This window comes from Vibrio sp. 10N.261.55.F4, assembly GCF_041470465.1.
GTDB lineage: Bacteria > Pseudomonadota > Gammaproteobacteria > Enterobacterales > Vibrionaceae > Vibrio > Vibrio crassostreae_C.
The window spans coordinates 74,297-90,312 of record NZ_JBFRMM010000015.1 but is presented as its reverse complement, the minus strand read 5'-3'; the positions used below and the strand labels follow the sequence as shown (position 1 = coordinate 90,312).

General features: G+C 45.4%; 16 protein-coding genes. 3 read left to right on the top strand and 13 right to left on the bottom strand.

The features are described from left to right. Positions 1-10: 10 nt before the first annotated feature. The 5 genes from AB4249_RS08745 to AB4249_RS08725 form a co-directional block, all read right to left on the bottom strand. On the bottom strand, positions 11-1,825 hold the full coding sequence (locus tag AB4249_RS08745) for a cation:proton antiporter (RefSeq protein ID WP_372102841.1): 1,815 nt from the start codon (positions 1,823-1,825) through the stop codon (positions 11-13). Between the two features lie 164 nt (positions 1,826-1,989). Continuing rightward, positions 1,990-3,189 carry a NupC/NupG family nucleoside CNT transporter gene (locus tag AB4249_RS08740; protein ID WP_017063422.1) on the bottom strand — a complete coding sequence of 400 codons (1,200 nt, stop codon included), beginning with the start codon at positions 3,187-3,189 and terminating at the stop codon, positions 1,990-1,992. A gap of 205 nt (positions 3,190-3,394) precedes the next feature. Continuing rightward, positions 3,395-4,315 (bottom strand): LysR family transcriptional regulator, encoded by a 921-nt coding sequence (locus AB4249_RS08735; RefSeq protein WP_017063421.1) that lies wholly within the window; start codon positions 4,313-4,315, stop codon positions 3,395-3,397. A gap of 135 nt (positions 4,316-4,450) precedes the next feature. Then, the gene (locus AB4249_RS08730; RefSeq protein WP_372102838.1) at positions 4,451-5,449 is read right to left on the bottom strand and encodes a lytic transglycosylase domain-containing protein; all 999 of its coding nucleotides are present in this window, start codon (positions 5,447-5,449) and stop codon (positions 4,451-4,453) included. Between the two features lie 30 nt (positions 5,450-5,479). Then, positions 5,480-5,770: a YcgL domain-containing protein gene (locus AB4249_RS08725; RefSeq protein WP_017062372.1), complete on the bottom strand. Its 291-nt coding sequence runs from the start codon at positions 5,768-5,770 to the stop codon at positions 5,480-5,482. Between the two features lie 219 nt (positions 5,771-5,989). Between AB4249_RS08725 and minC the strand changes: the two genes are divergently transcribed. From minC to minE, 3 genes are read left to right on the top strand one after another with little or no spacing between them, the layout of a single operon-like run. After that, complete coding sequence (gene minC / locus AB4249_RS08720; RefSeq protein WP_017063419.1) at positions 5,990-6,652, top strand: septum site-determining protein MinC; 663 nt, start codon at positions 5,990-5,992, stop codon at positions 6,650-6,652. A 21-nt stretch (positions 6,653-6,673) separates the two neighbouring features. Further along, positions 6,674-7,486, top strand: coding sequence for a septum site-determining protein MinD (minD, locus tag AB4249_RS08715; protein WP_009848498.1), 813 nt, complete (start codon positions 6,674-6,676; stop codon positions 7,484-7,486). Between the two features lie 6 nt (positions 7,487-7,492). Beyond that, a complete protein-coding gene (minE, locus tag AB4249_RS08710) occupies positions 7,493-7,756 on the top strand; it encodes a cell division topological specificity factor MinE (protein WP_010436847.1) in 264 nt (87 codons plus the stop codon). A 129-nt stretch (positions 7,757-7,885) separates the two neighbouring features. On the opposite strand, the gene rnd is transcribed toward minE, so the two are convergent. From rnd to AB4249_RS08670, 8 genes are all read right to left on the bottom strand, one after another. Then, positions 7,886-9,004 (bottom strand): ribonuclease D, encoded by a 1,119-nt coding sequence (gene rnd / locus AB4249_RS08705; protein WP_017062374.1) that lies wholly within the window; start codon positions 9,002-9,004, stop codon positions 7,886-7,888. Between the two features lie 143 nt (positions 9,005-9,147). Beyond that, entirely contained in the window at positions 9,148-10,842 is a 1,695-nt protein-coding gene (fadD, locus tag AB4249_RS08700) for a long-chain-fatty-acid--CoA ligase FadD (RefSeq protein ID WP_017062375.1), read from the bottom strand. 106 nt (positions 10,843-10,948) lie between these two features. Further along, positions 10,949-11,800: an alpha/beta fold hydrolase gene (locus tag AB4249_RS08695; protein ID WP_102332536.1), complete on the bottom strand. Its 852-nt coding sequence runs from the start codon at positions 11,798-11,800 to the stop codon at positions 10,949-10,951. 48 nt (positions 11,801-11,848) lie between these two features. After that, positions 11,849-12,409, bottom strand: a complete 561-nt coding sequence (locus AB4249_RS08690; protein WP_017067373.1) for a Slp family lipoprotein — start codon at positions 12,407-12,409, stop codon at positions 11,849-11,851. Between the two features lie 35 nt (positions 12,410-12,444). After that, complete coding sequence (locus AB4249_RS08685; protein WP_017062378.1) at positions 12,445-12,750, bottom strand: hypothetical protein; 306 nt, start codon at positions 12,748-12,750, stop codon at positions 12,445-12,447. A 72-nt stretch (positions 12,751-12,822) separates the two neighbouring features. Beyond that, a complete protein-coding gene (tsaB, locus tag AB4249_RS08680; protein ID WP_017062379.1) occupies positions 12,823-13,524 on the bottom strand; it encodes a tRNA (adenosine(37)-N6)-threonylcarbamoyltransferase complex dimerization subunit type 1 TsaB in 702 nt (233 codons plus the stop codon). A 59-nt stretch (positions 13,525-13,583) separates the two neighbouring features. Next, positions 13,584-15,512, bottom strand: a complete 1,929-nt coding sequence (locus tag AB4249_RS08675) for an ATP-dependent DNA helicase (RefSeq protein ID WP_017063417.1) — start codon at positions 15,510-15,512, stop codon at positions 13,584-13,586. Positions 15,513-15,672: 160 nt separating this feature from the next. Then, positions 15,673-15,873: a hypothetical protein gene (locus AB4249_RS08670; protein ID WP_017062381.1), complete on the bottom strand. Its 201-nt coding sequence runs from the start codon at positions 15,871-15,873 to the stop codon at positions 15,673-15,675. Positions 15,874-16,016: the final 143 nt, after the last annotated feature.

Genomic DNA, 16,016 nt, shown 5'->3' with positions numbered 1-16,016 from the left:
GCGCTCGTTGCTACTTATCTGGACTCTCAACTTTTTCCGTCTGTTCAGAAGGCGGTAATAAACTAATAAGCTCACACTCCGTTGATATGAGTTTTTCCAACTCAGATCCTTGTGTAATTAAACGGAAATCACCGCCATTAATCACCCCAAGAGGAATGGCTTTAGGATACAAAGCGTTAAACTCTTTTAAATCAAATGCCTCGGTCAAACCTGTACTTTTAATTTGGCTACCCTGAGCCATCAACGAGTTAAGCTTAGAATAGGTGATCCCTTCCGAAAACAGACTTCTATTGCCATCGCGGCTCACTTGGTGCCTTTCATGTTTATTCTCTGAGGATTCAAGCTCAAACACCTTATTCTCACCAAACTCGTCTTGATAGTGCATGCTAACTAACGGGTTGGTTTGACGATAAGGCGACACGATCATCGCACGCCCTATTCCATCCAATTCCAGATTATTTTCAGCGTGGCTCGAAGCTGGGTTACCAAAATAAACATTCAAGTTTTCCATGCGCGCTAAGCGAATGCTTTCCCAGTTGGTATCGGCAAGCACACTGTTGATGTTGTGTGTCGCCAACACTTTGGCAAATTGTCTTGCAAAGTGAGTGGCGCCAAAGAAGATAACCCCTTGCGCTTTCTCTTGAGTGACCCCTAGCCTTCTCGCCCACCAGCTCGCGGTTAAGCTCTGAATCACAACCGTACCAATAATGACTAAGAACACCATGGGCACGAGCAGATCTGCGCCTTCAATCAATTGCTTCTCTTGCAGTTTTATCGCAAACAGAGAAGAAACCGCGGCTGCTACGATCCCGCGAGGTGCCATCCAACTCAAAAACCATTTATCCGCCGAATTAAGATCCGTACCGATCCCGCTGATCCACACGCTTAACGGGCGAGCCACCAACATAACCACCGCTAGCAACCCAATACCGCCCCAACCTATCGAAAGGAAAGCCCCCGAATCGAGTCGACTGGCTAACAGAATAAACAACGCAGAAATAAGTAACACGGTCAGGGTTTCTTTGAATTCGATGATGTCTTCGATGTCCAAGCCCTTCACGTTGGCAAGCCAGATCCCCATGATGGTCACGGTTAATAAACCCGATTCTTCACTCAGATCATTAGAAAACGAGAACGCCGCCAACATTAGCGTCAGCACAGCCACATTACGTAAATAGTGCGGTACCCAATGCCCTTGCAGCATCTTGGCAATCAAATGGCCACCGATGATCCCTAAGCCTAAACCTATGACTAACGTCAGGCCCAGAGCTGACAGAACATGTCCGGTAGGGTCGGCAGAAGAAACAATGTACTCGTAGACGAGAACCGCAAACAGAGCGCCAATCGGATCAATTACTATCCCTTCCCATCGCAAGATACTGCCTAACGAAGATTTAGGCTGAATACTGCGAAGCATGGGCACGATTACCGTAGGGCCAGTTACCACAACTAATGCACCAAACAGTGCGGCTAACGGCCAACTGAAGTCCACAAAGTAGTATGCCCCCACCACGATACACGCCCATGTAATCAACATGCCGAAACTCACGAGGTGAGTCACCATCCGGCCATGGCCTCTGATTTCTTTGAAATTTAGGGTCAATGCTCCTTCAAACAAGATGATGGCAACCCCTAAGGAGATCATAGGAAACAGCACATCACCGAAAATGGCATCGGGATTTAGAATATTCAGGCCGGGACCTAACAATAGGCCAACGATAAGGAGAGGGAGAATGGCGGGAAGACGTAAACGCCAGCCGAGCTGCTGACAAGCTAAAGACAAGAGTCCAATTAACGCCAAAGAAGAAGTAATCGACAAATCCATTTGTGCCCCTAAAAGGTTTGCACCACACCCTGTGGTACAAACTATTCAATGAAATAAGAAAGCCTACGTTCTTACACTATAGGCTCTCTTTTTCACGCTAACCGAATATTATTGTGATTAATCAGTCACTTTACTATAGGGGGAGTAAAGTCATGATCAGTTAACTATAGAGAAAGTACAACACCAGCAATAGCAGCACTCATTAGGTTAGCAAACACACCTGCACAAATTGCTTTGAAGCCATATTGTGAGATGAAAGAACGACGCTCTGGAACTAAGCTGCCCAAACCACCGATAAGAATCGCCATGGTAGAGATGTTAGCAAAGCCACATAGAGCGAAAGTTACGATCGCTTGCGAGTGCTCACTTAGTGCCTCTTTAGCATCCATTAGTTGGATGAAAGCCACGAACTCGTTCACGACAATCTTGTTACCGATCAATGAGCCCGCAACCACAGCCTCAGACCACGGTACACCGATCAGCCATGCAACGGGTGCAAACACATAACCTAGGATAAGTTCGAAGCTTAGGTTTACGCCAAACCAGCCGCCAACGATACCTAGCAAGCCATTCAGCATTGCAATCACACTGATAAAGGCAAGAAGTGTTGCACCCACCGCAACGGCAATACGAAGTCCAGACATAGCCCCATCTGCCATCGCCTCAACTACGTTTGTTGCTCGTGGAATTTCTACATCAGACTCAATATTTTCTTGAGCGTCATTTGGGCTGCCAGGTACTAAGATTTTAGCCATCAATAGGCCGGCTGGTGCAGACATGAATGCCGCAGCGATCAGGAAGTTTAGGTCAACGCCAAGCGATGCATAACCCACTAGCGTACCACCAGCTACAGACGCCAAACCACACACCATCACAGCAAACAGTTGTGAATCTGTCATGTGTTTTAAGTAAGGCTTAACCACCAATGGCGCTTCAATCATGCCGACAAAGATATTGGCAGTCGCAGACAATGATTCCGCACGACCTGTGCCCAAGAACTTCTGTAGCGCACCACCAATAAGGTTGATCACCTTTGGCATAAAGCCGATGTGGTACAAGCCTGAAATCAGTGCAGAGAAAAAGATAATGATGCCAAGAACATTAATCGCGAAAACAAATCCGTTATTAGTTAGGCCACCAAATAGGAAGTTAATCCCCTCTTGACCGTAGTTGATCAAGCTAGATACCGCACCCGTGGCTGCATTCAACGCTTCTTTACCCATTGGTACATACAGAACCAATAGCGCGAATGAGATTTGTAATAAGAAAGCCAAAGAGACTGTTCTTAGTGGAATATTTTTTCTGTCCGTAGATAGTAACCAAGCGGCAACTAAAATAGTGATAATTCCAAGTAGGGAAGCCATGTGCGTCAACCTAAAAGTTGTAGGTAGGAAAGGCGACGCATTCTATAGAGGAAATCGTTTGCGGCAAGCTGAGGTTGTTAATGTGATGTTGGGGTAATCACGATTTAACTATGAGTATAATTAAGTTATTGAATTTTAATAATTAACTTTGATTAAAAAGCGTACTTTTTCCATATGGAAATTATATTTATAGATTAGGAAACAGTTAGCGATGCAGTTCAACGCAAGTTTTGAGGTTTTTGTCCCAATACGTCGGCGACCCGATATGATCTTTAATGAACTCAATCACTGCCGAAAGCTTCTTCGGCATATTCTTTCGGCTCGGGTAAACGGCATAGAATGGCATCAGCTGACTGGCTCTCCACTCTGGCAATACTTGAATGAGCTTGCCCGTTCTAAACTCTTCTTTCACTAAGTAAGTCGCCAAATAAGCAACGCCCCACCCTGATACTGCCGCGTCTCGTACTGCCTCAGCCAAATCGACTGAGTAATCGCCCGCGACTTTGACGCTGAGGTTTTCTTGCCCGTTATCAAACGCCCACGATGTGTAATCTCGTTCACGGCTGCGATAGATAAGACAGTTATGGTCAATCAAATCGGAAGGTACATGTGGCGTCCCGGCCTTAATCAGATAATCCGGTGACGCAGCCACCACAAACTGGCTGTCTGCTAAACGCTGCGCAATGTAACCTTCAGGCAAGTCTTCATTGTTGGTGATCCAGAGATCCAATCGCTCTTCAATCATGTCCACCTTATAGTCGAACAAGTGGACCTCGATTCTCAATTGAGGATAAAGCTGTCTGAGTTGATCAATCGCCGGAATGATATGGAGTGTGCCAAATGACTGCGACAACCCGACGCGTAGTATTCCAGAGATATCATCGCGCTGGCTGTCCATATCCATCTGAGCTGCTTTCACCGTGTTAAACAGCTGCTCACAATGTTGATAGAACACGTCTCCCGCTTCAGTGAGCGTTAAGCTTCGTGTTGTCCTTTGCACCAGCTTGATGCCTATAGAGTCTTCAAGCAAAGCGACTTGCTTACTGATATGGGACACCGAAACGTTCAAGCTTTTTGCAGCACTGGTAAAGCCTTCGTGCTTGATCAGCGCATGGAATATCACCATCTGTGCAGCTCTATCTGTTAGCACAAGATCACCTTATTAAATCTCTGAAATATAAAATCAAAAAGGACTCCGAAGAGTCCTTTAGTTCGTTCTGCCTATGGTAGGCCAAATGCTATTCAAAGCGACTTAGGTCTGTTAATCAAACTTAATTCTGTCGGCTAGATGGCTTACTGCCAAAGCAAAGTAGTAAGAACGATTCCACTTCATTAACACATTGTAGTTGTTGTAAATGAGGTACGAACGTCCGGTTTCATCATCCGGCATTATCAACCAAGCTTTAATGTCTTCATCAAGCGTTGGCAGTGGGCGATCGTCATAGCGTTTAATACCGAGTTCAGACCACTCTTTTAAGTATTTCGCTTTGTCTTCGTCTCGACCTTGTAAATCGATCGACACATTTGACGGAACATGAACCTGACGACCCCAAGTGTACTTATCATCCCAGCCTGATTGGCTAAGGTAATTGGCTGCCGAAGCAAACACATCTTCTTCAGTGCCCCAAATATCTTTCTTACCGTCGCCACTACCATCAGCGGCAAACGCTAAGAATGAGCTTGGCATAAACTGAGGTTGACCCATCGCACCAGCCCAAGAGCCTTTCATCTCTTTTGGTGCAATATGGCCTTGATCAAGAATCTTCAATGCCGCCATCGCTTCGCTACGGAAGAAAGCTTCTCGGCGTCCTTCATAAGCCATGGTCGTTAGGGCGTCGATAACGCTGTAATTGCCCGTGAACTTACCAAAATTACTCTCAACGCCCCATAGCGCGACAATGAATCTTGGTTGAACACCATATTCATCACCAATACGCTTTAACGCGGTGTAATGCTCCTTGTAGAGTGACCTTGCTTGCTTCACTTTCCAATCTGGAACCGCTCGTGGAATGTATTCATCCAGAGTCAGTTTTTTCTCAGGTTGGTTTTTGTCGGCTTTTACCGCTCTTGGCTTAAACGTTACACCATCAAAGGCTTCATCAATGATCGCTTCAGAGATGCCTTCTTCACGGCCTTGTTGTTTTAGTTTTTCTACATATTGCTCGAAGCTCAGTTCTTCAGCTTGTACTGAAGTTATGGTCAGGCTATTACCCAATAGTAATGCCGACACAGCCAATATGGTTTTCGAAAATTTACTCAACGATCACTCCTCCTTGAATTGAGGTGGCTATCACTCTTCGTCTTGAGATTTCTGTTGAGCTTTACGCTCTTTATGAAGCTCAAGTTCGTTAACTGGTGGTGGCGGAACCTGTAAAAAGAAACCATCGGTATTCAGTGATTCTTTCACTTTTTCGATGTTTACTTGAGCCAGTTTACGGCCATCCATTTTAATTACCATTACAAAACTAGGTTTACCAAACATTTGCATCAATGCGTCAGGAACTTGTGAAAAATCATCCTTCTTAGGGATATAAAGGTATGTTCCTTCTTTCTTTGAGCTTTTATATATAGAACACAGCATGACAAACCTTTTAATTGATTATGACTACAAAACTCTCACTTGCGAGATCAATAGTTTATGTTAGGGAAATATTGGGAACAAAACGTCCATTTGACAACAAGATTACTTGCTGTGCTTGGTTTGGGAATATAACATGATAAACCTAGTTTCAGGCAATGCCCTTTATTTTATTGATAAAGAAATTGTACCAATCCGCTATTGAGGTCCTGTAGTTTTTCGATGTCTAGTAACCCAGATCTAAAAGGTAGCAGCTTTACGCTATCTGTTTTGCACTTATCCGATGATCAAGTCGAAAATGCAGTCTCTTTTCTTCAAGAGAAAGTAGACCAAGCACCTACGTTTTTCGCTGCCGCACCTGTTGTTATCAACATCAGTAAAGTCGCGGGCGATATCGATTTTGTGCAACTTAAAAATGGTATATCTCAAGCGGGCATGATCCCGGTTGGTGTGGCAGGCTGTTCTGATAAGCGAATGCAAAACCTCGCTAAAGAAGCCGGTTTTGCAGTGATGACGGCAAGCAAGTCGCCATCTCAAGCTCCAGCGAAAATGGCACCAATCAAAGTGATTAGAACCCCTATTCGTTCTGGTCAGCAGGTTTATGCGAAAGATGGCGATCTATTGATACTCAGCCATGTGAGTGCAGGCGCGGAAGTGATTGCCGATGGCAGCATCCATATTCATGGCACTTTACGCGGCCGTGCGATTGCAGGTGCAAGTGGTCAAACTGAAGCAAAAATAATTTGTAATGACTTACAAGCCGAGCTGGTTTCCATTGCTGGAAATTACTGGCTCAGCGATCAAATTGAAAGCGAGTACTGGCAGAAGAAAACCATGTTCAGTATGGCAAACGATGTATTACACGTTGATGTCCTCGCAATATAAGAGAAATAAAAGGAAAACAGAATGGCACGCATTATCGTTGTAACGTCAGGTAAAGGCGGGGTAGGCAAAACGACCTCCAGTGCAGCTATTGCCTCGGGTCTGGCTTTAAAAGGAAAGAAAACCGCAGTTATCGACTTTGATATCGGTCTGCGTAACCTAGATTTAATCATGGGTTGTGAGCGTCGTGTTGTGTACGACTTCGTTAATGTTATCAATGGTGAAGCGACGCTGAACCAAGCGATGATCAAAGACAAGCGCACAGAGAACCTGTTCATTCTTCCTGCTTCTCAAACTCGTGATAAAGACGCACTAACAAAAGATGGTGTTCGTCGTGTATTTGATGAACTGGATGAAATGGGCTTTGATTTCATCATCTGTGATTCTCCTGCGGGTATCGAACAAGGCGCTCTTATGGCGTTGTACTTCGCTGATGAAGCGATTGTAACCACCAACCCAGAAGTCTCTTCAGTACGCGATTCAGACCGTATTCTAGGTATTCTTGACTCTAAATCTCGTCGTTCTGAAGACGGCTTAGAGCCAGTGAAAACACACCTTCTATTGACTCGCTACAACCCAGCACGTGTAACTCAAGGTGAGATGCTCAGTGTTGAAGACGTTGAAGAAATCCTGCACATCTCTCTACTGGGTGTAATTCCAGAGAGCCAAGCGGTACTGAACGCATCGAACAAGGGTGTTCCAGTTATCTTTGACGAAGCAACCGACGCAGGTATGGCTTACAATGATACTGTAGAGCGACTACTGGGTAGCCAAGTTGACTTCCGCTTCTTAACGGAACAGAAGAAAGGCATCTTCAAACGACTGTTCGGGGGCTAATGCACAATGTCATTATTAGAGTTTTTTAGACCACAGAAAAAGACAACCGCAAACCTAGCCAAAGAACGTTTGCAGATCATTGTTGCCGAACGACGCAGCCATGACGACCCAGCGCCGTCTTACCTGCCGCAACTAAAAGAAGACATCTTGAAGTGTATTGCCAAGTACGTTGAGGTCGATCCATCAATGGTTGATCTGACTTTTGAACACAAAGATGACGACATCTCAGTGTTAGAGTTGAATGTTAAGCTTCCAGAAGAAGATCGATAATCTTTCTGAACAAGATTGGCAGGTAATACACTTGCTTGTATTGATTGAATAAAAAAGAGAGCCTAGGCTCTCTTTTTTGTATGTGCAGTTTATAACTGTAACTAAGTTAGGCTTTAAAGCAGCAAGCGGTTATTTGATCGCTTTACTCAGCTTTTCGCCAACCACATCTAAACGCCAGCCTTGCATAACATCAGGCAGCTTTTCTGGGTTACGATCGTGCTTCCACACCCAGCTTAACATTTGGTTAAGTTGCTTCTTCGATGCCAAGAATTCCGTCGCCAAACCACTGTGTTGTGATGCTGTTTTCACTTCATCTTTCAGCACTTTGAAGAGTTGCTTGTAGCCAGGGAAGTCCATTAGACGTTCTACTGGTGCTGGGTACTCTTCTTCTGGTGTATGTTCCGCTAACTTTACGATTGAGCTGATCTTCGCACCATGGCGACGCACAGAGCGGTAATCAAAACCCTCTTGCTCCATGTGCTTGGGATCTTTCATCGCAAAACGCGCCACAGCCCATAGGTCTTGTTCTTTGAAGACAAAGTTCAGCGCTAAATCGCGCTTGATTGCTTCTTTTAGACGCCAAGTTGCTAGAGGTCGTAAGATCGCTAATTGCTTAGGTTTAAGCTGCCACGCCCCTTTAATATCAAGGTAGGCTGTATCTGGGTTTACTTTACGAATGCGCTTGGCAACTTGTAAATCAGACTCTTGCTGAGCCGCTTCCCACCAGCCAGCTTCCATCACTTTTTCTAGAAGCTTGTTGTACATTGGCATTAGGTAATGCACGTCTGCTGCTGCGTAGTCCAATTGTTTTTGAGAAAGCGGACGCGCTAGCCAGTCTGTGCGAGATTCACTCTTATCGAGATCGACACCGACAAACTCTGAAACCAGAGCAGCAAAGCCCGTTGATAAACCATGACCTAAGAAAGCCGCCATGATCTGTGTATCAACCATTGGTGTTGGTGTACAGCCAAATGCGTTCTGGAACACTTCCAAATCTTCACCGCACGCGTGCAGCACTTTCAATACTGATGCGTCTTTCAACAAGGTAACGAACGGTGTCATGTCATCAAGAGCAATAGGGTCAATCAGTGACAGCGTTTCACCATCAAATAACTGAATCAAGCCTAATTGAGGGTAATAGGTTCTAGTACGAACGAACTCCGTATCAAGCATAACGACATCGGCTTCACGTGCTTGTTGGCAAACTCGCTCAAGGTCTTTCAATTGGGTAATGATTTGATAATCCACAAAAACTCTCACAGGTTTCTATTTGATCGCCGGATACAAAAATGCCGACATTAACTGTCGGCATTCTAACACCATTTTTCAGCGCTCGCTTAGATTAAGCGCCTCAATGGTTTTGGTGCAGTACTTTCGCGCAAACGGGCTAATTATTCGCTAGCGCGTTTCGCAAGTTCTGCATCGTTTTCTTCACGCAGTACGCGGCGTAAGATCTTACCTACGTTAGTCTTTGGAAGATCATCTCTGAACTCGACTAATTTAGGGATTTTGTAACCCGTTAAGTGCTCACGACAGTGCGCGATAATGTCTTCTTTGGTCAGGCTAGGGTCACGCTTCACAACGTAGATCTTAACCAATTCACCAGACACTTCATGAGGTTGACCGATAGCTGCTACTTCAAGCACTTTACCATGCAGAGCCACAACGTCTTCAATCTCGTTCGGGTAGACGTTGAAGCCTGATACAAGAATCATGTCCTTCTTACGGTCAACGATGTACAACAAGCCTTCGTCATCAAACTTAACGATGTCACCTGTCGATAACCAACCGTCTTGATCGATCACTTCTTTGGTCGCTTCAGGGCGCTGCCAGTAACCTTGCATCACTTGAGGGCCACGAACTTGTAGCTCGCCTACTTGGTCATTAGCAATAACCTTACCTTCATCATCAACAATACGAACTTCTGTCGATGGTACTGGTAGGCCGATAGCACCTGTGTAGTCTTTCAGGTCGTATGGGTTACCCGTTACCAGTGGTGAACACTCAGTTAAGCCATAGCCTTCCAATAGGTGAATGCCTGTCGCTTTCTTCCATTGCTCAGCAACAGCGCGTTGAACCGCCATGCCGCCGCCAACAGATAGGCGTAGGTTACTGAAATCCAACTCGTGGAAATCTTCGTTATTAACTAGCGCATTAAACAAGGTGTTTACGCCGGTAATTGCGGTAAACGGAACCTTTTGCAGCTCTTTAATAAAGCCAGGAATGTCACGAGGGTTAGTAATTAGAAGGTTACGACCACCCATCTCAACAAACAGTAAGCAGTTCACCGTCAGTGCAAATACGTGGTAAAGCGGTAATGCCGTTACAACCAACTCGCGGCCTTCTTGCAGAACAGGACCGTAAGCCCCTTTCGCTTGAAGTACGTTCGCAATCATATTGCGGTGCGTTAGGATTGCGCCCTTCGCTACACCTGTTGTACCACCAGTGTACTGTAGGAACGCGATGTCATCACCCGCCATGAACGGTTTCACATATTGAAGACGACGACCTTTGTGCAGCGCTTTTCTGAATGAGATAGCACCCGGCAGATCATACTTAGGCACCATGCCTTTTACGTATTTCACTACAAAGTCGACAATTGTCCCTTTCGCGCGTGGCAGCATTTGCCCTAGGCTAGTTAGAACAACGTGTTTAACCGGCGTGTTATCAACGACTTTCTCTAGCGTGCTCGCAAAGTTAGATACGATAACAATCGCCTTTGCACCAGAATCGTTCAGTTGATGTTCAAGCTCACGAGGTGTGTACAGTGGGTTGACGTTCACTGCAATCATACCTGCACGCAATACACCAAATAGTGCAATTGGGTATTGCAGTAGGTTTGGCATCATTAGCGCGACGCGATCGCCCTTCTTCAGTTTCAAGTCATTCTGTAGGTAAGCGGCAAAAGCACGGCTGCGCTCTTCAAGCTTACGGAATGTCATAATCGAGCCCATGTTCTCGAATGCAGGTTGGTCCGCGTACTTCTGTACCGACTGTTCAAACATTTCTACAAGAGATGGGTACTGATCTGGGTTGATCGTTTCTGGTACGTCACTTGGATAACGTGAAAGCCAAGGTTTATCCACGATGTTACTCCTCGTTTATCAGCTGACGACTGCTTCGCCGCTTTTTATCATTGCGGTATTACAGCACAGCTTTAGTGCATGAGCACTAAAAGGCTCAAACACTTGTTTAAATTTTGTTAACTACACCAAGAATTAGCTCTGAAACTAACTCTGGGCTCTCTAAATGACAATGATGTCCGCCAGGAACAGTCTCTATATGCAGAGGACTATGCACTGATTTGTAGCGATTATGCTGCAAATGTCGGAATCCACCATTCCCTAGGATTATTAATTGAGGGCATTCAATAGCCGCCATAATCGCTTCAGCGTGCGCCTGTGACATTCGATATAACGAGTCACATTTTAGATTAGGGTCACATCGCCATTGCCAAGAGTTCTCGAACTCGACAATACCTCGCTCAACAATAGGAGCGATTAATTCAGCATTAATTTGGTTGGCGTGAGCTCTCAGCTTAATAGCATCCTCAAGGCTTGCCAAAGGACGTGAAGGCTTTCTTCGCTGTCGAAGACGACTGAGTACCCCATCCCTCAAGCGAGAGACTGTTTCGTGGGGAGCTTCAGAAAGAGGTCCGTGACCTTCAATTTGAATTAATCCTGACACCTTTTCAGGAAAGGCGGCACTATAGCAACTTGCTATCAATGCACCAAGTGAATGTCCTACCAGTACCAGTCTGTTTGGCGATAATTTAGTCACCAACTGATGCAAGTCATCAATATAATCATGAAATGGGTAGTAACTTCCCGATTTGTGCGACGAGAAGCCGTGTCCGAAGAGATCGATAGCAACAAGGTGAGCATTGGGCGCAAACTTGGCGACTTGCTGCATAACCGGATTAAAGCTGGACGAATTATCCAACCACCCATGAATAAAAACGACCGTCGTTGCGGTCGTTTGTGGGTTGCCAATCTGTTGTGTTGCAAGCGTCCCGCTCGCAAGGGAGTATGACTTTTCAATCATCAAACACTTAGTTCCATCTGTTTGCGCAATCAACGTCTAAAAAGTTAATTACTCTACGTCCTGTATCACTCGACCTTGTCTTGGCATCGTTTGAAAACTGCGACAATGTAAACTTCTGCACGAGTAGTAGGTTGGTGCAAAATCGTTAACAACAACACGCTCAGTGATGTTCCACAGTCGTTGGTTGTCCACTTTCATCACAGGGAAGATGTAAGGGTATTCCCCTATTTTTCCATCTTCACTTCCGCTTGACTGACCAACCAGTGTAATCAGACGGCCTTCTGCAAAACTTAGAGGCTCAACATACCCTTCAATATAACCAACAAAACGTCCGCTTGGCTCTGCGTCTAGGTCTGGCTTACCGCTACTCGAAATCGGCATATTAGCAACTTCGATTCGAGTCTTATCTTTCAAGTTGGTTACTTTAGAGATAACGCCACCCAATCGAACACTTTTCGCCTCCGGTAGTTGGTCGACCCACTGTTGGTAATCACTAATTACAGGCTCTGATTTTGCTTCAAGTTCGCTAGGAAGTGATGAACACCCGGCAAGTACCAAGACACCAAGAGAAAGGGCTATTAAGCGTAATTTAGAGAGATAATTTGACATGGTTCTGGTCCTTAAACAGGCATTAATAAGAAGCTCTAGATGTAGATATCGACACCGATAAGCTTTGCAAGTTCTTCTTTCTTCGCCTGATTCATTACATCCATATACTCTTCCATAGCCTTACGTCCTCGGCCTTCTGGAAGATCATACTGGATTTGAGCCTTGTGTAGTTCAGACTCTTTAACTTGACGAATAGAGTGAGAAACAGCATTAGCGACCTTAGTCGGTTGCCCAACCGCAGTGCTAGCATCAGATTTTTTTGCCTGCTCCTTCTTTTTAATTCGATTCGGCTTAGACGTGCTGCCTATCGAAGAAGGAGGTAAGTTGTTAATTGATACCATGACTAAATATCTGCCCTCTCAAATCTAAATAATACGCATTTAGACCTAATTTGCATCAGAACCTTGTAAAAATTATTCGCGACCTGGCAGTTTCTTCCAAGTCACTTTGTCACGAAGATAAACTGGCTCAGATTCTTCTGCTGCAACCGCTTTACCTTCTGCGTAAGCAAATTGAGCAAGGAACGCCATATCTTGAGCTTCTGGGAATAGCACTTCACACGCTTTGGTGTTGATCGCAAGTGTATCCATATGCTCGGCATAAGCTTCCCAGCCGGTACCGACTTTCGCCCATATTTCAGAATCTGCTTCTAACTGCGCAGCCAGTTCACTTGGTGGCGTTACACATTCGGCATCAACCGCAGTCCAACGACCATCTTGTTCGCGGCTGTAACGAGCCCAGTACACTTCGCTCATACGCGCATCAATCGCTGTTGCTACATGAGTTTCACCAAATTTACGGTAGCTGCCTTGCGCCATCGCTGCCAGTGTAGAGACACCAATCATTGGTAAATCCGCACCAAAAGCCAAGCCCTGAGCAATACCAATACCAATACGCACACCCGTGAAACTGCCTGGGCCTTGGCCAAACGCGATAGCATCGATATCGGTTAAAGCGACATTCGCTTCTTTCAGTACTTCATCCACCATAGGTAGAATTTTCTTCGTATGGTCTCGAGGAGCCTCTTCGCTACGTGCGAACACCTGGTCACCAATTACTAATGCAACTGAACAGTTTTCAGTTGCGGTATCTACTGCAAGAATTTTCGCGCTCATTTGTGTCTCAAATATTCGTTATCTAATCTAAAAATAATGGCTAAACTCAACAATGCCAATTACTCAGCAGCGGTTGAATGGTCTTTAGCTAAGAATTCCTTAATGACCCCTAAGTCACGTGTACGAGGGATAGGCGGTAAACTCGCCAAAAATATGCCACCGTAATCGCGAGTCACCAATCGGTTATCGCAAATAATCAAAGCACCATTATCGCGCTTGTCACGTATCAATCGGCCGACACCTTGTTTCAAGGTAATCACAGCGTCTGGCAACTGTACTTGTGCAAAAGGATCACCCCCTTTTAGCTTACAGTCCTCGATTCGAGCCTTAAGTAAAGGGTCATCAGGGGCTGTAAAGGGCAATTTATCGATGATAACACAGCTTAATGCGTCGCCCCTAACATCTATCCCCTCCCAGAAAGCACCTGTAGCCACCAGCAATGCGTTACCTAATTCCATGAATTCGGCTAAGGTTTTTTGCTTACTTGTCTCACCTTGCAATAGAACGGGAACCGAGAGGGTTTCACGGAATCGCTCCCCCAACTCTTTCATCATGCTGTGTGAAGTACACAAGAAGAAACAGCGGCCTTGGTTTTGCTCAATCACAGGAGTCAGCATTCTTACTAGCTTATCCGCGAGACCGGGGCTATTCGGTTCTGGAAGATAACGAGGCACACACAAGCGCGCTTGATTCGGATAATCAAACGGGCTCGGCAGTGAAAACTGTGCCGACGGTTTTAACCCTAATCGAGAAGTAAAGTGTTCGAAATCATCCGACACCGCCAAGGTTGCTGAGGTAAACACCCATGCGCCCGGCTTCAGCTCAATCTGTTCGTGGAATTTATCGGCGACAGAAAGCGGTGTGATATGCAGAGCAAAGTGGCGCGGTGTAGTGTCATACCAATACGAATAGCCAGTGATCGACACATCGCACACACGTTCGATACGCGACTTAATCATATTTGCGCGTTCGAAAGCGGTATCTAACAACTGGCTTCGCCCAAGTGCTAACTTCAATACATCAACAGCAAGTTGCAGAGCATCTTGCAAACGAACTAACTCGCGTGCAATCGACTCGGATTTCAAAGCTTCGCGCCAGTTACCACGAAAGCCGGTATCACCAAGCACAATACGCAGATCGGCTGACGATTGAACGAGCCTATCCCCTACTTTCTGTAGCTGACGCATGTCTTTGGCTTCAGTTCGGTAAGCAATTTCAATGTCTTTGGCTAACTCTTGGATCTGTCGACTGGAAACCGATTGTCCGAAGTACTGGCTGGCGATGTCAGGAAGTTGATGTGCTTCATCGAAAATAAACACGTCAGCTTCAGGTATCAATTCGCCAAATCCGGTTTCTTTGATCGCCAAATCAGCTAGGAAAAGGTGGTGGTTTACGACCACCACATCGGAATCCATCGCTTTTTTACGCGCTTTAAGCACAAAGCAATCGGTATAGCTTGGGCACTCTTTACCCAAGCAATTATCATTGGTCGAGGTAATGGTTGGAATAACCGGGCTGTCTTCAGCGATATCATCACAATCGCCTAAATCACCCGTTTGAGTGGATGACGACCAACTACGAACTTTGACTAACTGAGCCAGCAGCGTTGGATCGGTATGAGCACCATGACTCTCGATCATTTGGCGGCTGAGTCTGTCCAAACACAAATAGTTTGAACGTCCTTTGAGCAACGCAACTTGACCATAAAAGCCAAGCGCATCGACCATCAAGGGTAAATCTCGGTGAAACAGCTGCTCTTGAAGGTTTTTAGACCCCGTACTAATGATGGTTTTCTTGCCACTAAGCAGCGCAGGCACTAGGTAAGCAAACGTCTTACCAGTACCTGTTCCAGCCTCAACAACCAACTGGCTTTGATTTTCAATAGCTTGTGAAACCGCTTCAGCCATGTCTAACTGAGCTTGTCTTGGTTGAAACCCAGGGATAGCTTTGCCCAGAGCGCCATCAGCAGAAAACGTTTTAGATATCATAGAGTACGAAGTTTAGAAAAAGAGAAGGAGAATTATGGCAGGTTTAGTGAGCCGGCGCGAATCAAGAATGACTTCGCACCGGAGGTGTTTGGCTTGGCTTGACGTGGCTTAAGTTACCTTGAAGGTAAGAATTGAAGAAGTAGGAATTAGAGAATCGTTTTTATTTTCGACTGAGATAACGTGATAGCCAAGGAGCACCTTCAAAATGGTTATCACCAGGCTGTATGGCTTTCGCTGCATCGGTTGGTGAGGTCTTACTTTCCCACATTTCATCTAGAACATGACCATCTAATTCGGTACCTCTCGCCAATGAATTCACTCGCTTGCAATACAGTTTTTTGGCTAGTAACTCTTTATCCATAAGTATCACCTCTATTTTTGGCCAAGGCGTAAATGCCTCGGTTGAAGTTCAAATGCGTACTACGGTCAAAACTTTTAAAAATGAAGCTTCTGCCTGTTTTTCTATCTAAAAACTGATATTTCTATATCAAACAATTTATCAAA